The sequence below is a fragment of the Streptococcus pseudopneumoniae ATCC BAA-960 = CCUG 49455 genome (genome assembly GCF_002087075.1).
Lineage (GTDB): Bacteria > Bacillota > Bacilli > Lactobacillales > Streptococcaceae > Streptococcus > Streptococcus pseudopneumoniae.
Window position 1 is genome coordinate 1 of record NZ_MWSM01000013.1, and the last position, 21,018, is coordinate 21,018.

Below are 21,018 nucleotides of genomic sequence, written 5' to 3' on the forward strand. Positions count from 1 at the left end.
TAATTGTTACTTCCCTTTTTTGAGTTATAAATACTTGAAATAAACAAAAGCACCCCCATATTCGCCAATAGCAACCTCATCCTATAGGTCTATTGTGCGAAATTGATATTTTTTGAAAATTATATTACAATACAGCTATCAGGAGTTTAGCTCCATAAAGTTTAGGTTTGGATTTTAGATCCATAACGTGATGGTAGCCGTATTTGATACGACTACTTTTCTTTTTATCTAGCAACTGTTTCCATTTTGGAAACAACTCAAAAAATCCCCACACTCTCCATCGCCAAACTTTGAGTGTGAGGATTCAACTTTCCACCTAGCAAGCAATGGAAAGGATGATAAAAAAATACAACTATAGTTTATCATAAGTTCTACACCTTTTCAACTATGCGGGCAAGCAATCGAAAAGAAAGGACTTTTTATGATAAAAAAATACCTTACAAAAAAAGGAGAGACTAGATATCTCTTTCAAACATATCTGGGTATAGACCCTGCTACTGGAAAAGAAAAGCGTACAACACGCCGTGGTTTTAAAACCATTAAAGAAGCTAAAGCAGCCGAACGTGACCTTCTCTTAGATGTTGAAGAGAACGGTTTTTCAAACAACGAAGATTTCCAGAACCCTACTTTCGCTGAAGTCGCTGAGTTATGGCTTGATAGCTATAAAAGTACTGTAAAACCAACAACCTATCAGAACGTTAAGAAAAAACTTCGTATTATAATTGACTCATATTTTACAGATATGAAAATTCAGCAGATCAGTGTAGCTTATTGTCAAAAGGTTGCTATCCAGTTAAGTAATCGCTATATCCTATATGCCAATTACTACTCTGTAATCAGCCGTATTTTCAAGTATGCCGTTTCTCTTGACATCATTAAGTTAAATCCCTTGGACAAGATTATCAAGCCTAAAAATAGACCCTTAAAGGGCAAAGAGAACCACTATACAAAACAGGAACTAACGGAGTTTCTTAAAGTTTACAAAGTAAATTGTAAGCCAGTAGACTACACCTTTTTTCACTTGCTCGCTTTTTCTGGATTGAGAACTGGAGAAGCAATTGGCCTCATGTGGTCAGATGTTGACTTTGAAAATAAGTTGTTAAGCATTTCTCGAACAGCTGTCGTTGTTAATAAAAAACAAACTGTTCAGGACCCTAAAACTAAAATGAGTAAGAGAGTGATCACCTTGGATGACACTACTCTGAACGTTTTGAAAATCTGGAAACGTCAGCAAATAAAAGAATATTTTCGGGCTAGTGTGCCTTACAAACATAATTCGAATTATATCTTTACGAATAGTTTCGGAGGATGGATTTCACCTTCAGCTGTGAAAGAGAGACTTAGAAGATTCTTTTGTGAACATAAAGATGTCAAAAAAATCACTCCTCACGGTTTCAGGCACACACACGCTTCTCTCCTCTTTGAAGCTGGTATTACAGCCAAAATTATTTCGGACAGATTAGGTCACAACAATGTTCAAACAACCCTTGATATGTATACCCACATCAATGATAATCAACGTTTTGAAGTCGTTGATCAGCTCATGGATTTCATTCGCTCCAGCTAAAAGTAGAGTCGTATTCAATCTCGTATTCACTTTTGGTTGACATGCTAGAAACCCACTGATTTCAAGGGACTAGGAAGCTGTGAGCAGTTTATAAATAATCCGCTTTCAACGATAAAGAAAAGGTAAGAAAAATGAAACATTTAGAAATTGAATTGAAAACACTATTGAAAAAAGATGAGTATGATCGTCTAAAAGACCAGTTCACAGGTGTCACTCCTGTTCTTCAAAAAAATTACTACATCGACACACCTGATTTTGAGCTGCGAGAAAAGAAAGTTGCTATGCGCATTCGAACTTTTGAAGACTGGGCAGAATTGACACTCAAAGTCCCGCAGAGTGTTGGAAACATGGAATACAACCAAAAATTGCAACTAAAAGATGCTGAAAACTATCTGAGCAAGAAAGAATTTCCTCAAGGGATAGTATTGGATGAATTGGCGAAACATGGTATCCAAACTAGTGAATGGCAGGTTCTTGGTTGTCTAACAACGCTTCGCTATGAAATGCAAACAGCTATTGGCCTCATGGCACTGGATGAAAGTCAGTACTTTGATATGACAGATTATGAATTAGAGCTTGAAGTGGAAAATCATGAGCAAGGCAAACAGGATTTCCAGCAATTTTTAGAGGAAAATCAGATTTCCTATCAAAAAGCTCCTTCAAAATTGGTTCGATTTGTCAAAAGCATGAAAAATAGCTGAAATAATCTCCATTTTTTGGTAAAATAGAAAAGATAAAAATACACAGGTTCTAGTTCATATATGTAAGATAAATATCACTAGGATTTAAAAAGTTTACAGAGGACGGTCTATAATGTCAGATAGAAAAAACATGAAACTTTTCGCACTCAACTCTAACCAAGAGATTGCACAGAAAATTGCTGAAGCTGTTGGTGTCCCACTTGGAAAACTATCGTCACGTCAATTTTCAGACGGAGAAATCCAAGTGAATATCGAAGAAAGTGTCCGTGGTTATGATGTTTACATCATCCAATCAACAAGTTTCCCTGTCAACAACCACCTAATGGAATTGTTGATCATGGTCGACGCTTGTGTGCGTGCAAGTGCCCACAGTATCAACGTTGTCCTTCCATATTTTGGCTATGCACGTCAAGACCGCATTGCTTGTCCTCGTGAGCCACTTACAGCAAAACTAGTTGCCAATATGCTGGTTAAGGCTGGGGTTGATCGTATCCTGACTCTTGATTTGCATGCCGTTCAGGTTCAAGGTTTCTTTGATATTCCAGTGGATAATCTTTTCACTGTCCCCCTATTTGCAAAACATTACTGCGATAAGGGACTACTCGGTTCAGATGTTGTTGTCGTTAGCCCTAAAAATTCAGGTGTCAAACGTGCGCGTAGCTTGGCTGAATATCTTGACGCTCCTATCGCCATTATCGACTATCCTCAAGACGATGCAACTCGCAACGAAGGTTATATCATTGGTGATGTTGAAGGTAAGAAAGCTATCTTGATTGATGATATTTTAAATACAGGACGTACCTTCTCTGAAGCTGCTAAAATCGTTGAACGTGAAGGAGCTACAGAAATTTATGCTGTTTCTAGCCACGGCCTCTTCGTCGAAGGAGCTGCTGAACTTCTTGACAATACTAATATTAAAGAAATTCTTGTGACTGATTCAGTAGCAACAAAAGAAAAAACTCCTAAAAATGTATGCTATATCACTGCTAGTGAGTTAATTGGTGATGCTATCGTCCGTATTCACGAAAGAAAACCAGTCAGCCCACTCTTTGCCTACAATAAAAAGAAATAAGGTGATTCTTTGATTTATTTGGACAATGCTGCAACGACTCCTATGTCAGCAGTTGCTATTTCAGCTATGACCAAGGTTATGCAAGAAAACCACGGAAATCCTTCTAGTATTCATGGTCATGGTCGTCAAGCTGGCAAACTCTTGCGAGAAGCCCGTCAGGAACTAGCCCAGTTACTAAGGACAAAACCTCAACATATCTTTTTCACTTCTGGTGGGACTGAAGCCAATAATACTACCATCATTGGCTACTGTCTTCGTCACCAAGAACAAGGAAAACATATCATCACAACTGCCATCGAGCACCATGCTGTCCTTGAAACAATTGATTACTTGGTTCAACACTTTGGGTTTGAAGCAACCATTATCCAGCCAGAAAATCAAGAAATCACAGCCCAGCAAATTCAAGAGGCCTTACGTGACGATACGATTTTGGTTTCTACCATGTTTGCCAATAATGAGACTGGAAACCTACTGCCCATTGCTGAAATTGGCCAAATACTCAAGCAACACCCAGCCGCCTATCATGTCGATGCAGTTCAGGCTATTGGTAAAATCCCTATACACCCAGAAGAATTGGGCATTGATTTTCTCACTGCTTCTGCCCACAAGTTCCATGGTCCTAAGGGAATCGGTTTTCTCTACGCATCTAGCATGGATTTTGATTCCTATCTTCATGGCGGAGACCAAGAACAGAAAAAACGAGCCGGAACTGAAAATCTAGCTGCCATCGTGGGTATGGTTGCAGCCCTAAAAGAAGACCTAGAAAAACAGGAAGAACATTTCCAACATGTACAAAATCTAGAAACTGCCTTTCTTGCAGAGCTAGAAGGAATTCAGTATTACGTGAATAGAGGACAAGATCATCTCCCTTATGTCCTCAATATTGGATTTCCTGATCAGAAAAATGACCTTTTACTCCTTCGGCTAGATTTGGCTGGAATTTCTATCTCTACTGGCTCAGCCTGTACGGCAGGCATTGTCCAATCCAGCCATGTTCTTGAAGCCATGTACGGGGCAAATTCAGAACGCTTGAAGGAATCCGTTCGTATCAGTTTGTCGCCACAAAATACTGTTGAAGACCTACAAACCCTCGCAAAAACCTTAAAAGAAATTATCGGAGGTTAGCCATATGGCATTTGAAAAAACCATTCAGTTAAAAAATTGTCGTTACGACTACACTCTTAGCCCTTCTGTTAAAAAATTCACCCTCAAAGATAACACCTTTTTTGAGACTAAGGTTGGTAACTATGAATTGACTCGCCTTTTGGAAAAAGTGCCAAACAGCGGTGAAGGCTTCCAACTCAAAATCATCATTAACAAGGAACTTACAGGGGCTAAAATCAATATCACTGACAAGTTTGGTCTTCGTCTAGTTGATATTTTCAAATCAGAAGACCACCACATTCATCAGGAAAAATTCTACTTCCTCATGGATAGCTTGGTAGAACGTGGTGTCTTTACAAAATCAGAAAGATAGGTCCCATATGTTTGAATTGACCTATAAGGACAGCTATCATGTAGAGCGTACACTCAAGTATGAGGATTATGAAGCTCTCATGCTGGCTTTGTCAGGATGTGTGACCCTGCCAGATACACTTTATGTAACTTCTCTGACTTTTAATAGCCAGAAAATTTATCAGGGTCTGGTCGGAGACCTCTACCGTTTTCTATCACATACAGATTTTTTACATCAAAACTAAGATTTTTCTTAGTTTTTTCTTGTTTTTGTTGATTTTTTCACAATGTTTCTATAAAATAGAAGAATAGAAAGGTTGTGATTTTGTGAAAGATAAACAGTTTGCTATTCCAAAAGCTACAGCGAAAAGACTCTCTCTCTACTATCGAATTTTTAAGAGATTTCATGCAGAAAAGATTGAACGTGCCAACTCTAAACAAATTGCAGAGGCTATCGGTATTGATTCAGCGACCGTACGTCGTGATTTTTCCTATTTTGGTGAACTTGGTCGTCGTGGTTTTGGCTATGATGTCAAAAAACTGATGACATTTTTTGCCGATTTGCTCAATGATAACTCTATTACCAATGTCATGCTGGTTGGTATTGGAAATATGGGCCATGCCCTTCTCCACTACCGCTTTCATGAGCGTAACAAGATGAAGATTATCATGGCATTTGACCTGGATGACCATCCTGAAGTCGGTACCCAAACTCCTGACGGGATTCCCATTTACGGAATTTCTCAAATCAAGGATAAAATCAAGGATGCCGATGTCAAGACTGCTATCCTGACCGTTCCCAGTGTTAAGTCACAAGAGGTTGCTAATCTCTTGGTAGATGCTGGTGTGAAAGGAATTCTTAGTTTTTCACCAGTCCATCTGCATTTACCAAAAGATGTGGTCGTTCAGTATGTCGATTTGACAAGTGAACTCCAAACCCTCCTCTACTTCATGCGAAAAGAGGATTAGAAAGTGAAAATCATTTTATGAAAAAACCAGTTATTGGGATAACAGGAAACGAAAAAACTCATCCAGATAATGACATCATGATGAGCTACGCAGCAAAAGGCTTTGTGGAAGGCGTTAAAGACGCTGGAGGGATTCCCATCATCCTACCGATTGGTGATCAAGAAATGGCCTGCCACTATATCAGTATGATTGACAAGCTCATCTTGACAGGTGGGCAAAATGTTGATCCAAAATTCTATGGTGAACCAAAAACCATTGATAGCGATGACTACCACCTTCAAAGAGATATATTCGAACTAGCCCTCATCAAGGAAGCTATCAAACAGAAAAAGCCTATTTTCTCCGTCTGTCGTGGGACTCAGCTTTTTAACGTTGCCATGGGCGGAACTCTGTACCAAGATATCGAAGATCATTGGCAGAATTGTTCTGCCGAGTACACAACTCAACGCTTGGTGACAGAACCTGATACTGTTCTCCGAGAAATCTATGGAGAAATCTCCCATATCAACTCCTTCCATCACCAGAGTATCAAGGATTTAGCACCAAATTTAAAGATTGCGGCTCATGATCCTAAAGATGGTATTATTGAAGCTGTCATGAGTACGGATGATGTTGCCTTTCTCGGTGTCCAATGGCACCCAGAATTTCTATTTGAAAATCGCCCCAAAGATAAAAACCTCTTTGACTATGTTGTTAATGAACTTTAGATTAAATCTGTCTTTTCACGGTAACTAAAGTAACTAGATTGTGAGACAATCAAATGGTCCAAGAGGACAATCCCCATCAGGTCGCAGGCTTCTTTAACAATTTTAGTGACATGATCATCATTTCGGCTAGGGGCTACCGCTCCCGAAGGGTGATTGTGGACCAAGATGAGTGAAGTCGCCATATGCTTGATAGCATAGTGAAGAATCTCTCGCGGCTCAGCGATACTACGAGTTGCAGAACCGATAAAAATGGTCTGTTGATGAATGATTTGATTTTGAGTATTGAGATAGAGCGCCACCAGGTGCTCTTGTTTTTTGTCCCCCAATTCCTGTTGCATCTTCTTGGCCAACTTTTGACTGCTGAGAATACTTTCCATCTCAAGAGTCTCGTGTTTGTGAATACGATGGCCCAGTTCAATCATAGCTTGTAATTCTATGGCCTTAACACGGCCGATACCAGACAGACTCTGCAATTCCTGCAGGGTCATTTTTTTCAAATCCGTTAGGCTTGAAAGATTGCTCAAGACTTTCTGGGCAATTTCAAAAACGCTAGCTTGACGTGTTCCTGTCCTGAGTAAAATAGCTAGCAACTCTTGATTACTGAGCGCTTCAACTCCTTCCTTGGCCAGTCTTTCTCTTGGTAATAGTGAATCTTCTTGGAATGAAATACTGTACATAAAAATCCTCCTCACTTTATTATTCGTGAGAAGGATGAAAAATTAGATTTTTTTCTCAATTGGGGCCACACTAGCCAAAAGTTTTTTCAAACCTACTTCTGGGAAATTGATTTTCAATTCCTGCGTAGCACCGCTACCTGAAACTTCCACAACAGTTCCCTCTCCCCACTTCTTGTGGAGGGCAATGTCACCAATGGACCAATTTGCCTCGCTAGAAGCTGATTTTGCTCCAGCTGTAAATTGACCAAATGGGAGACCGCTTGACTGGATAGATTTTGGGGCAGCACTGCGTTTACGGTCTTGAAGAGCCTGGGCAAGACTCATACCTTGACCGAAGGCAACCCCACCACTGCTATAAGATGCCTTAAAGCTTGTATTTGCTGGACGAGCCAGACCTTGATACTCAAGTAAGTCCGAGCTGATTTCGTTAATAAAACGAGTGGGACGGTTGTAGTTGGTACGACCAAAAAGCAGGCGCGAGTTGGCATTTGTTAGATAGAGGATTTTCTCTGCACGCGTGATACCTACATAGGCTAGACGGCGCTCTTCTTCTAATTCATCTGGATCTTCAGCCGCACGACTAAGTGGAAAGACATTTTCTTCCATCCCAATCAAAAAGACAACTGGAAACTCGAGACCTTTGGCAGCATGCAGGGTCATCAAGGTCACTTCTGATGTCTCCTGACTACCTGAATCTGTGTCCGCAATCAAGGCCAAGTCATTTAAGAAACGACTTAGTTTATCCAAACCAGTTTCTTCTTCTGGCCCATCAGAGGTGTCATCAAAGTTTTTCGTCACAGAAAGGAACTCTTCAATATTTTCAACCCGAGCCTTGCTTTCTAAAGTCGCTTGAGCATTTAGAATATCGACGTAACCTGTTTTTTCTAGGACGGCCTCAACCAACTCAGTAATGCTTAACTGGTCCAGTTGCTCCCGCAAATCCAGAATCATATTGGCAAAATCCCAGATAGATTGGGCTGCTTTCCCCTTGATACCAGACAACATGATATTAGCAGAAGAATCCAGCATAGACATGTTTTGCACATTCGCAAAGTCACGAATTTTCTCAACCGTTCCTGGCCCAATTCCTCGTTTCGGTTCGTTGATAATGCGCTCAAAACTGATATTGTCACTCAAATTGGCAATGAGGTTAAGGTAAGCGATAATATCGCGGATTTCCTTACGGCTGTAGAACTTGGTTCCACCAACCATGGTATAAGGAATATTGGACTTAAGCAAGGCTTCCTCAATAGTACGGGACTGCGCATTAGTCCGATAGAGAACTGCAAAATCCTTGTGAAGGAAGTTTTGACTCCGACCAAGTTCATCGATGGTTTTGGCTACAAATACAGCCTCATCTAGTTCATCATTGGCACGATAGTAAACGATTTGTTCCCCATCAGCATTTTGGGTCCAGAGATTCTTAGGACGGCGGTTTTTGTTGTTTTTAATGACCTCGTTGGCCGCTTGAAGAATAGTCTTCGTAGAGCGATAATTTTCTTCTAACAAAACAACCTTGGCTTGGGGATAATCTTTCTCGAAATCCAAAATATTCTGCATATCAGCACCACGCCAACCGTAGATGGACTGATCCGCATCCCCAACCACACAGATATTTTTAAAGCGTGAAGCCAAGAGTTTGACCAATTGATACTGAGCGTGGTTGGTATCTTGGTACTCATCAACATGGATGTACTGAAACTTCTGCTGATAGTAGGTCAAGACATCAGGATTTTGATCAAAGAGACGCAGGGTCAGCATAATCAAATCATCAAAGTCAACCGACTCCGACTGACGCAGTTCTTTCTGATAAGCTGTATAACACTGGGACACGATTTGCGTATACATATCGCCAGCTTGGGCAGCATAAGCTACATCATCAATCAGATCATTCTTAGCATTGGAAATGGTTCCCAAAATAGTTCGTTCATTCCATTTTTTAGGATCCAAGTTCAACTGCTTGAGAATGCGTTTCATGAGAGTTCGCTGCTCCCCTGGATCTACAATAGTAAAATTGCGATTGTAACCAATATGGTCCGCATCGCGACGCAGAATACGCACACACATGGAGTGAAAGGTCGCAATCAGACAGTCCTGAGTAGCTGGATTAAGGCTATAAGCACGCTCTTTCATCTCACGCGCAGCCTTGTTAGTGAAGGTAATAGCCAAGATATTCCAAGGATTGACCAGCTTTTCATCGATTAAATAAGCGATACGGTGGGTCAAAACTCGGGTCTTTCCAGAGCCAGCCCCCGCCATAATCAACAAGGGACCTTCTGTCGTTTGCACCGCCTCAGCCTGACGGTCATTCATTCCATTTAATAATGCGTTCATCTTCTCTTCCTTACTCTTGAAGTCAATATTTCTATTATATCAGAAATCAGGGAAAATAGAAACTTTACGGGGAGTAGCAAAATATAGCGGATTGAAACTAGAATACTACACTGTAGGTTTCTAAAACACTCGACTTTTTCACTTAATTTTTTCATGAACTAGCTCAATACATCAATATAAAAAAGGTAAATTTAAGATTGGCAATACGAACGTTAAACAGAATTCCATTTCTCTTTTTAAAACCAAAACAACGATATCGTAAAACCTCTACAGGAACAATAGATTGCGACACTAAAATATTCTCCCCTAGTTTTGCTTTACTAATAGTATATAGGAGGAGAGCCCTGAATCCTAGACCCTCTGTTATGATGTGGTTACAAACAGAGTTGGAAAAAATCTTAAAGTCAGAAAAACGCATGATATCAGCCCCTAACACTTGATACAATGCGTTTTATTATGAAAAGATCTACTGGATTTTTTATCAAAATAAACTTCCAGTAGTCTTTTCAATTTTTATTAATAAGTTCCTTCTTCACCTTGGCTAGTCAAGATAACAGGTCCATCTTTCGTAATGACAAATTGGTGTTCATACTGACATGACAATCCACCGTCAATGGTCTTATGCGCCCAACCGGTTTTCATATCTGTATCGATTTCCCAGTCACCTGTATTAATCATTGGTTCAATAGTCAAGACCATTCCTTCACGGAGACGAAGTCCACGACCAGCAATACCATAGTTAGGAACCATTGGTTCTTCGTGCATGGTTGGGCCAACACCATGACCAACCAAATCACGCACTACACCGTAACCACGACTTTCAGCGTATTCTTGAATGGCTGCACCAATATCACCAATACGGTTCCCAATAACAGCTTGCTCAATCCCCTTATACATTGCTTCTTTAGTTACATCCATCAAGTTTTTCACTTCTTCGGACGGTGTACCTACAGCATAAGCCCAACAAGAGTCTGCTAAACCACCAGAATAGCTCTGAGTGTATTTCTTCATTTGCTCAACATTGTTGAAGTTTAATTTTGAGACATTCAAATCAGACTTAGCAATTGGACCTCCCAAAACCATGTCAACCTTGAGCAAATCACCATCTTTCAAGATATAGTGACGAGGGAAAGCATGAGCTACTTCATCATTAAGAGAGCAACAGGTAGCATAAGGATAGTCCATCATGGCACCGTCAACTCCAATCTGAAGCGGAAGGAAATTTTCTTCCTTACAACGACGGCGAACGTATTCTTCAACTTCCCACATATCTACGCCAGGCTTAATCAAATCACGCAAGCCAATATGGATACTTGCTAAAAAATCACCGGCCTTATCCATAGCTTCGATTTCACGAGCTGATTTTAATGTTATCATTTTTTCTCCTAGTTTCTAATTAATTTTAACGGTTACATTTGCTTTTGAAACAATCTGATGACCATGATAAATATCGTAATCAATAATAGCTGACCGTCTAGTATGGTGGATAATGCGTGCTTGAATGCGCAGTGTATCATCTATCTGAACAGCCTGCAAAAAGTAGATGAGCATCTGCTCGATAATGAGATTGCGACCACTATTCACAACTAAATCTTGGGTCATGTGAGTCAGTATCTCCGCTAATACACCATTAGCCAAAACACCGTTTTTCTCAAGCATAAAGGGTTCCACTGTAATGACGACTTCATCATGGTGATAAGCGAGTTTTTGACCAATCTGCTCAGAAAAAGTTGGTAGAGCAGAAACTTGGGAACGACTCATCTTCTCCATGACATCTCGTCGTGTCACAACTCCAAGCAAGGTTTGATTATTCCGAACAACCGGTACCATTTCAAAGTCTTCAGCAATCATCCGTTGACTCACATTGGCAATATTTGTCGATAATCCAACTAAAAATAAACTACGAGACATGACCTTGTCAATTGTGGTACTTGGTGACTTATCACCAGCATCTCTCATGGTTACAATGCCAACAACAACCTGATGTTGATTGATAACAGGAAAACGACTGCTACGATTCTTGCGTACCAAGTACAAATAATCTTTAACGGTGTCTGTCTCTCTCAGAAAACCATACTCATGACTTGGACGATAAAGCTTCTCAACTGTCAAAATATCAGTCTTGATTCGGACATTTGACAAGGCTTTATTGATCATAGTCGCAACAGTGAAAGTGTCATGCTTGCTTCTTAGAACAGGAATCCCTTTTTGATTTGCCAGTTTAAGCACATCATCATGAACATGAAAACCACCTGTAACCAAAACGGCATTTTCATTTTCCAGCGCTAGTAATTGGATACGGGTCCGGTCTCCGACAATCAAGAGTCCCCCATCATGAAGGTAGGATAGGATGTTTTGTTCAGTCATGGCACCGATAGAGAACTTACTAAATTCTCTCTCTAAACCTTCTTTCCCAGCCAGAACCTCAGAAGAAGTCACCTCTGCAATTTCAGCAAACGCTAATCTCTCTATAGCAACTTTCTGGGATTTAACACGAATTGTTCCACTTCTAGGACGGGTCTCCACAATTCCACGGTTTTCAGCTTCTTTAATAGCCCGATAGGCTGTTCCATCACTAACTCCTAGATGATTGGAAATACTACGAACACTGACTCTTTTACCTACTGGTAATTCCTCCAAATAGCTTAGAATTTCCTGATGCTTACTCATTGAACTCTCCTTTTACATACCGAAATTCAAGATAATCCCGCATTTTTCTTGTGTAACGATCACTTCCTTTAAACTGACGAATCAATCGAAATCCAGACTTAAGGGCAACCCGTTGACTTGCTTCATTTTCGAGATGGGTAATAATAGATAATTGTTTTAAATCAAATTCTTCAAAAGAAAGCTGACAAATTTTTCTAACAACCTCTGTCATAAATCCTTGCGACCAAGCATCTTTTCTCAAAAAATAGCCAAGCTCAGCTTCTTTTTTGATTTCATCTAACTTCTCAAATTTAATAGAACCAATCATTTGTTGATTTTTCTGGTCACAAATTGCCCACACTCCCAAAGGGGACTTCATAAAGTAATTGGCAAGTGCATACTGACTTTCTTCCAGACTTGCCTGCGTTGGGAAAATAAATTGAAGATTTTCTGGATTTGAAGCTACCTCGTGGAAGTCCTGATTATCACTAAAAAAGAAAGGACGCAAATACAAGCGATCCGTTTCAAAAAAAGAAAACATTGCTAATTTGGTCCAAATATTCATAAACACCTCTACGGTTTAATACTCAACAAGTCTAATATCCGCTCCTAGATTACGTAATTTTTCGATAATATCAGAATAACCACGTAAGATAAACTCGACATTGATAATTTCAGTTTGTCCCTCGGCCATCAAACCAGCAATAACTAAAGCTGCACCTGCTCTCAGGTCAGTTGCTTTAACACTGGCTCCACGTAAACTACGTCCACCCGTGTACAAAATATGACCATTTGTTGTCGAAATGTTCGCATCCATCTTTACTAGTTCAAAAACATGATTTACACGTTTTTCGTAAATCGTATCGACAATTGTACCACGACCATTCGCTCTTAGTAAAAGTGGGGTAATCGGTTGTTGCAAATCAGTTGCAAAGCTTGGGTAAGGAGCCGTCTTAATATTGATTGCTTTCAAATTAGACTGTTCCTCGACAAAAATGCTGTCTTCAGATACAGTCATTCTCACTCCCATTTCTTCCAACTTAGCAATAAATCCTTCTAGGTGTTCGTAAAGAACATTATTGATACGAATTCCTTTACCAACTGCAGCAGCTAAGGAAATATATGTTCCAGCTTCAATGCGGTCTGGAATCACCTGATGACGGGTCCCATGTAATCTTTCGACACCATCAATAATGATGATATTGGTTCCTGCCCCACGGATATGGGCACCCATATTATTCAAGAGGGTAGCTACATCAATAATTTCAGGTTCACGGGCTGCATTTTCAATAATAGTACGACCATTTGCTTTAACCGCAGCAATCATCGTATTAATCGTTGCTCCTACACTAATCGTATCCATGTAAATACTTGTACCATGAAGTCCTGTATCTTTAGCAGATAACTTCATGTTATCTCCCTCGTAGCTAACAGTGGCACCCATAGCTTCAAAAGCCTTAAGGTGTAGGTCAATCGGACGAGGACCAAGGTCACATCCTCCAGGCAAGCCAACTGTGGCTTCACCAAAGCGACCTAAAAGACTTCCATAAAAATAATAAGATGCACGAAGACTATTGATTTTCCCATAAGGCATTGGAATATTTTGAACACCTCTTGGATCAATCTCCAAGACATCGTCATAACGCTTAACAGTAGCTCCCATCAATTCCATAATTTCGACAAGACTGGCTACATCCGAAATATCTGGAACGCAATCCAAAGTCACCACATCATCAGCCAAGATAATAGCCGGAATTAAGGCCACAACACTATTTTTAGCACCACTAATAGTGATTTCACCTTGTAGTGGTAATCCACCATTGATAACAATTTTTCTCATTCTAAGTTTTCAATACTCTCTCAAGATTTCTAATAAGGTCTTTAAAATAAATTATATCATAAATGCAACCTTTTTTCCATCCTTTTCAATTTTATTGGATAAATCAGAGTTGATGAGTTAGTCACTGATACTCAATGAAAACCAAAGAGCAGATTAGGAAGCTAGCCGCAGGCTGCTCAAAACACTGTTTTGAGGTTGTAGATAAGACTGACGAAGGCAGCTCAAAACACTGTTTTGAGGTTGCAGATAGAACTGACGAAGGCAGCTCAAAACACTGTTTTGAGGTTGCAGATAGAACTGACGAAGTCAGTAACATATATATACGGCAAGGCGACGCTGACGTGGTTTGAAGAGATTTTGAGTATAATCTTTCTCGAAGCGCTATTACCCCTTTTTTGTCCCCTGAAATCGAGTAGGAGCTAAGACTAGCTCCCTTATCTAAGTATCGGAATACGGCTGTTCAACTAAACTTTAGAAAGAACTTCTCCCCCTTCTCTCAGTTCACAGAAGCGTTTTATACATACCGTCCTATATTTCATGAACAAGACGTTTTCAGGCTAGCATCCTATCAGACAATCTATTTTAAAGATAACCGTGACTCAGGATCACTTCTATCTGTCGTTTTCTCTTTATAGTGATAGACCTCACGGGATAAGTCGTACATCTATCCTCGTTTATACAAGATATGAGGACGTTAAAAGGTTACAGTGAAAATAGGAAATCTTAGTACGAATTCAATTACTCTCGTGCTTTATGTACTACCTTTTTGGAATTTAGAGTTCTGAGCCCCCTTATCCACTATATACACCTTACTATCACGTTCCTGTTCGTAGAGCCACGATTTCGCTATCCCTTCCTCTGACGATTCTTATTTCCAGCGACAGACTTAAAACGGTCTATCCCCAGACCGTTTTAACCCGCTACCTCACGATAGTCAGGCTTGGGAATCGCTATTTGACTCGCCGAGAACTTTGACATCAGATATACTATAACAAAGTGAAATAAGAATCAAACAATTTAATTTTAAAATTCAAATCAATTGATAACAATATTTTAGAAGATATCCTGTGCTATTCCAGATTCAGTTTGCTATACATGCCCGTTGTACCACAAAATCCCGTGTCTGATGAGGCACGGGATTTTTTAGCTTCTTTACTGAGATGGATTGTCTTTTTTAGTTCGTGCCAATCTCAGAGCACGATTTGGATTGAGACGATTAAATAGTTCTTCCAATTTCTTTTCATTCCAAACATCTGCGGCGGAAACAAAATTGCCATCCGCATCTCGGAAAGATATCGGTTTATCTCCCATACTAGTCTCCTAGTCTACAAATTCAAATTCAAATTTACCAATGCGGACCAAATCCCCATCCTTAGCACCACGCGCACGAAGGGCTTCATCAACCCCCATACCACGTAATTGACGGGCAAATTTCATGACTGATTCGTCACGATCAAAGTTGGTCATATTAAAGAGTTTCATCAGTTTTTCACCGGAAAGTACCCATGTCGCATCGTCATCACGGCTAATTTCAAAGGCTTTCTCTTCCTCGTCAAATCCATAGTAAGCTTCTTCTTCCATATCGGACTCGTCGTAAAGCAAGAATTCTGGTGTTTTGTCTAACAATTCAGCTGTAGCATCCAAAAGCGTAGCCAGACCTTGCTTGGTCAAACCAGATATTGGGAAGATAGCTGGTAACTCTTCAAATTCATCGTAGTTTTCAGCCAATTTTTTCTTAAATTCTTTAAGATTTTCTTGACTCTCAGGCATGTCCATTTTGTTGGCTACGATAATCTGTGGACGCTCCATGAGACGAAGATTGTATGACTCCAACTCCTTGTTAATGGCAAGATAATCCTCATAAGGATCACGGCCTTCACTAGCTGACATATCAATGATGTGAAGGATGACACGTGTACGCTCAATGTGACGGAGGAACTGGGTTCCCAAACCAACACCTTGACTAGCCCCTTCAATCAAACCTGGCAAGTCGGCTACTGCAAAGGATTCACCTGATTGGGTGCGAACCATACCTAGATTTGGCACAATGGTCGTAAAGTGGTAGGCACCAATTTTAGGTTTAGCTGAGGTAATAACACTTAAAAGTGTTGATTTCCCAACAGATGGGAATCCTACTAAACCGACATCTGCCAAGATTTTTAGTTCCAATTGTAACTCACGTTCCTGACCTGGTTCTCCATTTTCAGAGATTTCCGGTGCAGGATTTTTTGGTGTCGCAAAGCGGATATTTCCACGACCACCACGACCTCCGTGGGCTACAATAAATTCTTGACCATGTTCAATCAAATCTGTCAAAACCTTGCCAGTCTCTGCATCACGAACAGTCGTACCTTGTGGTACTCGAACTCTAAGATCCTCAGCACCACGACCATGCATCCCTTTGGTCATCCCTTTTTCACCAGAATCAGCCTTGAAATGGCGATTGTAGCGGAAATCCATCAAAGTCCGCAGTCCTTCGTCTACAACGAAGACCACATTGCCTCCACGACCACCGTCACCACCCCAAGGACCACCATTAGGAACATATTTTTCACGGCGAAAGGCAACCATACCATCGCCACCATTACCAGCCTTGACCTTAATCTTGGCTGTATCTAAAAACATACTCATTATTTCTTCTCACTTTAAAAAAGGGCTGGGAAATCCCAGTCACTAAATTTTCTTGAATCTATTTTATAGATTACTGAGGGCACCAATTGCAGTTGCAAAAATTCCCAATAAACTTGCTACTAGCATGATAATCACGATAAACAAGGTTATTTTCTCAAACATAGTTTTTTTACGATTTCCATTATCTCCAAATGCCATTTTTTTCTCCTTCGTCACATTCTATTTTCTATTATCTTAGCATGAATTGAGCTAGTTTTCAATAGTCACTTGCTACTGGTGCGATAATCCATAAAATGATATAAGCTACAATTCCCGCTCCGTAACAGCAAGCAAGAACACCCCATATTACACGAACAATAGTCGGATCCATATCAAAATAATGGGCTACCCCGGCACAAACACCAGCAATTTTTTGATCACTACCACTTCTCATCAATTGTTTTTTCATAGCTATTCCTCTTTCTATTCTTCATGGTCTTTCCAATAATCTCTGATGCTGATTAACTGTGTTTTTGAAGCCTTCAGCATGCGTCTAGAGCCTTTTACCGGTACAGAGACCACCTTTTGCGGAAGATACAAAACTGTTTTAAAAATACGCTGACTGACCGTATCATCTTTAGCCAAATCTTTCTGGAAATTATTTGAAATAATGGCATCCAGATAAAACTCATGCACCCGTTTTCCAAAGTTCTCAGCTGAAATCTCATACAATTTCTCTGATAAAGTATGCTCATTCATGTCTGGTGTTGCAATCAGGGCTTCTAAAATAGCTCCAGCCAAATCATGTTCTCCATAGTACAAGGTTCCAAACATTTTATCACTGATCAGATTGTCCAGATAAGGATTTCCATGAGAAATGACAGGCGTCCCACTAGCTAAGCTTTCCAAGTAGGTCAAACCTTGGGTCTCACTTGTCGATGCCGAGATGAAGAAATCCGCCGCCTTATAGTAGAGCGCTGTCTCACTAGGAGCAATCATGCCTGTAAAGATGACGGAGTCTTGAATCTCTAGTTTCTGAGCTTGCTCTTTGAGGTCATCCAGATAAGGGCCATCCCCAGCAACTACCAGTTTAACCTTGTCTTCTTCTTTCAGAACTTCTGCAAAGGCTACTAGTACTGCTTGAATATTTTTTTCATAGGAAATTCTGGAAAGACTCAGCAACATCTGGTCATCATCTTGAATCCCTAATTTACTACGTAGTTCTTTCAAATTTTCCTGCTTGATTTCCGGACGCTCAAACTTGGCTAATTCAATCCCAGTTGGAATGACACGTTTTTCAACCTTAACCTTATAGTCAGATAGCAAATCATGGACAATCTCACTCGGGCAAATCACCCCATCCACATCATGCAAAAAACCTCTAACCAGATACTTGACCATGCTAGGACGAATCAACATCCCCTTGGCAATATAATGCACATAGTCTTCGTACTGGGTGTGATAGGTATGGATGACTGGAATCTTCAATTCACGCGCAATCCAAATCCCCAACAAGCCAAGAGAAAATTCTGTCTGAGTATGGATAATATCCAGTTGATATTGTTTAGCAATTTCAAGCGCCTTGCTGAATCCTCGATAGGCAAAGCGGCGATCCTTAAAAGCAAAAAAGGGAACACTTGGAATGCGGATAATTTGCCAATCTTCGTAGCGATTGACATCCTTATCTGTTGTCGTAAAGATAAAAACAGCATGTCCCTGCTTTTCAAGTTCGGTTTTCAAGGTTCGAATACTGGTCGCCACACCTGAAACCTGAGGAAAATAGGTATCTGTAAATAAACCAATTCGCATAGATTACCTCACTTTTTACTTTCTCCCTAAAGCGGCTTGTTTCTCATAAAAGTCCAACCAGATTTGTAACAGATGCTCTTCAGAATACTCTCTAGAAATATTCTTAGCCTTTTCTTTAAGATTTTTTAAGGCAGCAGGATTTGCTTGATATTCCAAAATAGCCTCTTTCATCTCTTCTCTATCTGCTGTCGCCCGATAATTTCCCTCTAAAATTACCTTATAAAGATCTAAATCACGCAACATAATAGGAGCTTCACAACTGGCAGCCTCTAAAATAGTCATCGGAAAGAGTTCATTGTAACTAGGAAGCAAGAAAAGATCCGCTAGGGCATACAACTCGCGCATTCGCTCTGGTGAGACAATTCCTGGAAAAATCAAATTTTTAGGGGGATTTTCCATCATTTTCTTGTAGCGTTCATAACCATCTGTCATGCCACCAAAAGAGAAACCACCGGCCCAGATAAAGGTAATCTGAGGCAATTCCTCAGCCAGACGGATAAAGTCATCAATCCCTTTACGTTTCTGAACTTGACCAGCACCTACTACGATAAACTGATTGTCACTAAGACCTAGCTCTGTTCGCAGTCTGACCACCTCTTCTTGTGGAAGGGGGTGCCATTTTTCCTTGTTGACAAAGTTAGGAATATAGGTCACTTTTTCACGTGGAATACCAGCTGCCACCAAATCCTCAATAAACATCGGATTGACCACCACCAAGTGCTCCATCCGGTTGTAAAAAGAAAATACATAGCGTTTAACAATTCCCTTTAAGAAAAATGGAATTTTCAAACTCCCCTCAAGTGTATCAGGCAAAAAATGCACATAGCCAATTTTCCTTCCTGAGCGTTTCTTTTGAAAGGTTGATAAATAATAGGGGAAATCAATTGTATGAAAGTGAGTCACATCTGCCTCTATTGGAAGATTTTCTGTAACAATCAATTGGTCCTTGGCATCACGATGAAGAAGACGAACTAATTCACGGTAAGCGCCCGAAACTCCTTGCCCTGCTACTTTCTCACTTGAACTCAACATATTGATGCGTAATTTCTTTTTTTCCATAACTACTATTATATCATTTTCTTTGAATAAAATCAGCAAAAGAAAGGAGAGACTAGAGGAAAAGAGGGGGAAATTTCCTCGCTCTTCCAATAATCTCTCACATGCTTTTATTTGTTTACTTAATGCCTAGGGCAATGCGTGCATAGCGACTCATTTTTTCAACTGTCCAGGCTGGATACCAAACTAATTTGACCTCAGTATCCGTTACTTCTGGCACCTCTGTCATGGCATCATAAATCTGGTCTGTCAAAAGGTCTGCTAGGGGACAACCCATAGTTGTCAAAGTCATATCAATCTCTGTTTGCCCTGTGTCACCGTCAAAACGAATCTCATAAATTAAACCAAGATTGACAATATCGATTCCCAACTCAGGGTCGATGACTTCTTCTAAGGCTGTTAAAATCCGTGTTTTGATGTTTTCGATTTGCTCTTCTGTATAAGCCATATTTTCCTCACTCTTAGTCTTCAATAAAATCACGAAGCGGTTTGCTGCGACTTGGTTGGCGTAATTTTCTCAAAGCTTTAGCTTCAATCTGACGGATACGCTCGCGAGTCACGTTAAAGACTTTACCCACATCTTCAAGAGTGCGCATTTTCCCATCATCTAGTCCAAAACGTAGACGCAAAACATTTTCTTCACGGTCTGTAAGAGTATCCAAGACCTCATCCAACTGCTCACGCAAGACGATACGAGTCGTATAATCCACTGGATTTTCAATCACTTCATCTTCGATAAAGTCTCCAAGATGGCTATCATCTTCTTCACCGATAGGAGTTTCAAGAGATACTGGTTCTTGAGCAATCTTCAAGATTTCACGAACCTTATCAGGTGTCATATCCATACGTTCAGCAATCTGTTCTGGTGTTGGATCTTGACCTAATTCTTGAAGGAGATTACGTTGTTCACGAACCAATTTATTGATGGTTTCAACCATGTGGACAGGGATACGGATGGTACGAGCTTGATCCGCAATAGCACGAGTGATGGCCTGACGAATCCACCAAGTTGCATAAGTTGAAAACTTGAACCCTTTAGAATAGTCAAACTTGTCAACCGCCTTCATCAAGCCCATATTTCCTTCTTGAATCAAGTCAAGGAACTGCATACCACGACCGACATAGCGTTTGGCGATGGAAACAACCAAACGAAGGTTGGCTTCCGCAAGACGTTGTTTGGCTTCGATATCACCAGCTTCAACAGCCAGTGCCAATTCTTTTTCCTCTTCATTGGTCAAGAGAGGAACGACTCCGATTTCTTTCAAGTACATACGGACAGGGTCATTAACCTTAGCAGAAGTTGATCCAATCAAGTCCTCATCGCTGAGTTCTGGTTCTTCTTCATTGCTAAGAACACGCGCACTCGGATTTCCTTCGTTATCTGTGATCGAAATTCCTGCATCCTGAATCCGTTGCAAGAGATCTTCAATCCCATCAGCGTCCAAGGTAAAAGGAACGACAAGACTAGCATTGATTTCATCATCTGTTGCTGTCCCTTTTTGCTTATGATTACGGATAAATTCTGCTACTTGTACGTCAAATGTTGTTACTTCTTTTTGTTTTGTTGCCATT

23 protein-coding genes are annotated in these 21,018 nt (G+C 40.3%); 9 read left to right on the plus strand and 14 right to left on the minus strand.

Annotated features, from left to right (window positions below; genetic code table 11):
• Nucleotides 1–421 precede the first annotated feature (421 nt).
• The 8 genes from B4W83_RS03215 to B4W83_RS03250 all read left to right on the plus strand — a co-directional run bounded on the left by B4W83_RS03215 (nt 422) and on the right by B4W83_RS03250 (nt 6,471).
• Nucleotides 422–1,567, plus strand: a complete 1,146-nt coding sequence (locus B4W83_RS03215; RefSeq protein ID WP_000592975.1) for a site-specific integrase — start codon at nt 422–424, stop codon at nt 1,565–1,567.
• A 131-nt stretch (nt 1,568–1,698) separates the two neighbouring features.
• Entirely contained in the window at nt 1,699–2,268 is a 570-nt protein-coding gene (locus tag B4W83_RS03220; protein WP_000681273.1) for a CYTH domain-containing protein, read from the plus strand.
• Nucleotides 2,269–2,380: 112 nt separating this feature from the next.
• The gene (locus B4W83_RS03225) at nt 2,381–3,340 is read left to right on the plus strand and encodes a ribose-phosphate diphosphokinase (RefSeq protein WP_001283810.1); all 960 of its coding nucleotides are present in this window, start codon (nt 2,381–2,383) and stop codon (nt 3,338–3,340) included.
• A 9-nt stretch (nt 3,341–3,349) separates the two neighbouring features.
• Nucleotides 3,350–4,465: a cysteine desulfurase family protein gene (locus B4W83_RS03230; RefSeq protein WP_000639649.1), complete on the plus strand. Its 1,116-nt coding sequence runs from the start codon at nt 3,350–3,352 to the stop codon at nt 4,463–4,465.
• Between the two features lie 4 nt (nt 4,466–4,469).
• Entirely contained in the window at nt 4,470–4,817 is a 348-nt protein-coding gene (locus tag B4W83_RS03235; protein ID WP_000863540.1) for a DUF1831 domain-containing protein, read from the plus strand.
• A gap of 7 nt (nt 4,818–4,824) precedes the next feature.
• On the plus strand, nt 4,825–5,040 hold the full coding sequence (locus B4W83_RS03240; protein WP_000462493.1) for a DUF4649 family protein: 216 nt from the start codon (nt 4,825–4,827) through the stop codon (nt 5,038–5,040).
• 82 nt (nt 5,041–5,122) lie between these two features.
• Entirely contained in the window at nt 5,123–5,764 is a 642-nt protein-coding gene (locus tag B4W83_RS03245) for a redox-sensing transcriptional repressor Rex (protein WP_000653403.1), read from the plus strand.
• Nucleotides 5,765–5,781: 17 nt separating this feature from the next.
• On the plus strand, nt 5,782–6,471 hold the full coding sequence (locus B4W83_RS03250) for a gamma-glutamyl-gamma-aminobutyrate hydrolase family protein (RefSeq protein ID WP_000743351.1): 690 nt from the start codon (nt 5,782–5,784) through the stop codon (nt 6,469–6,471).
• Here B4W83_RS03250 and radC read toward each other — a convergent pair.
• The 6 genes from radC to murA all read right to left on the minus strand — a co-directional run bounded on the left by radC (nt 6,468) and on the right by murA (nt 13,971).
• Nucleotides 6,468–7,148 (minus strand): RadC family protein, encoded by a 681-nt coding sequence (radC, locus tag B4W83_RS03255; RefSeq protein ID WP_000286927.1) that lies wholly within the window; start codon nt 7,146–7,148, stop codon nt 6,468–6,470. The genes B4W83_RS03250 and radC overlap by 4 nt on opposite strands.
• 42 nt (nt 7,149–7,190) lie before the next feature.
• Nucleotides 7,191–9,482, minus strand: a complete 2,292-nt coding sequence (gene pcrA, locus B4W83_RS03260) for a DNA helicase PcrA (RefSeq protein ID WP_000992883.1) — start codon at nt 9,480–9,482, stop codon at nt 7,191–7,193.
• Between the two features lie 516 nt (nt 9,483–9,998).
• On the minus strand, nt 9,999–10,859 hold the full coding sequence (locus tag B4W83_RS03270) for a methionyl aminopeptidase (RefSeq protein ID WP_000631540.1): 861 nt from the start codon (nt 10,857–10,859) through the stop codon (nt 9,999–10,001).
• A 15-nt stretch (nt 10,860–10,874) separates the two neighbouring features.
• On the minus strand, nt 10,875–12,152 hold the full coding sequence (gene spxR, locus B4W83_RS03275) for a CBS-HotDog domain-containing transcription factor SpxR (RefSeq protein ID WP_000033819.1): 1,278 nt from the start codon (nt 12,150–12,152) through the stop codon (nt 10,875–10,877).
• Nucleotides 12,145–12,696: a GNAT family N-acetyltransferase gene (locus tag B4W83_RS03280; protein ID WP_001028719.1), complete on the minus strand. Its 552-nt coding sequence runs from the start codon at nt 12,694–12,696 to the stop codon at nt 12,145–12,147. Before B4W83_RS03280 ends, spxR begins: the two co-directional genes overlap by 8 nt.
• Before the next feature lie 15 nt (nt 12,697–12,711).
• Entirely contained in the window at nt 12,712–13,971 is a 1,260-nt protein-coding gene (gene murA, locus B4W83_RS03285) for a UDP-N-acetylglucosamine 1-carboxyvinyltransferase (protein ID WP_001227095.1), read from the minus strand.
• A gap of 134 nt (nt 13,972–14,105) precedes the next feature.
• On the opposite strand from murA, the gene B4W83_RS12855 reads away from it, so the two are divergent.
• Entirely contained in the window at nt 14,106–14,321 is a 216-nt protein-coding gene (locus B4W83_RS12855) for a hypothetical protein (RefSeq protein WP_031222405.1), read from the plus strand.
• 802 nt (nt 14,322–15,123) lie between these two features.
• Here B4W83_RS12855 and B4W83_RS12935 read toward each other — a convergent pair.
• The 8 genes from B4W83_RS12935 to rpoD form a co-directional block, all read right to left on the minus strand.
• Nucleotides 15,124–15,282, minus strand: coding sequence for a hypothetical protein (locus B4W83_RS12935; protein ID WP_007284777.1), 159 nt, complete (start codon nt 15,280–15,282; stop codon nt 15,124–15,126).
• Nucleotides 15,283–15,291: 9 nt separating this feature from the next.
• The gene (obgE, locus tag B4W83_RS03300; protein WP_004248745.1) at nt 15,292–16,602 is read right to left on the minus strand and encodes a GTPase ObgE; all 1,311 of its coding nucleotides are present in this window, start codon (nt 16,600–16,602) and stop codon (nt 15,292–15,294) included.
• 63 nt (nt 16,603–16,665) lie between these two features.
• Nucleotides 16,666–16,800, minus strand: a complete 135-nt coding sequence (locus tag B4W83_RS03305; RefSeq protein ID WP_000863859.1) for a DUF4044 domain-containing protein — start codon at nt 16,798–16,800, stop codon at nt 16,666–16,668.
• Between the two features lie 58 nt (nt 16,801–16,858).
• Nucleotides 16,859–17,035, minus strand: coding sequence for a PspC domain-containing protein (locus B4W83_RS03310; protein WP_025170615.1), 177 nt, complete (start codon nt 17,033–17,035; stop codon nt 16,859–16,861).
• A gap of 29 nt (nt 17,036–17,064) precedes the next feature.
• A complete protein-coding gene (locus tag B4W83_RS03315; RefSeq protein WP_001219419.1) occupies nt 17,065–18,390 on the minus strand; it encodes a glycosyltransferase family 4 protein in 1,326 nt (441 codons plus the stop codon).
• Nucleotides 18,391–18,405: 15 nt separating this feature from the next.
• Nucleotides 18,406–19,449 (minus strand): alpha-galactosylglucosyldiacylglycerol synthase, encoded by a 1,044-nt coding sequence (gene cpoA, locus B4W83_RS03320; protein ID WP_000412290.1) that lies wholly within the window; start codon nt 19,447–19,449, stop codon nt 18,406–18,408.
• A 115-nt stretch (nt 19,450–19,564) separates the two neighbouring features.
• A complete protein-coding gene (locus B4W83_RS03325; protein WP_000331929.1) occupies nt 19,565–19,894 on the minus strand; it encodes a metal-sulfur cluster assembly factor in 330 nt (109 codons plus the stop codon).
• A gap of 13 nt (nt 19,895–19,907) precedes the next feature.
• Complete coding sequence (gene rpoD, locus B4W83_RS03330; protein WP_000201906.1) at nt 19,908–21,017, minus strand: RNA polymerase sigma factor RpoD; 1,110 nt, start codon at nt 21,015–21,017, stop codon at nt 19,908–19,910.
• Between the last annotated feature and the right edge of the window lies 1 nt (nt 21,018).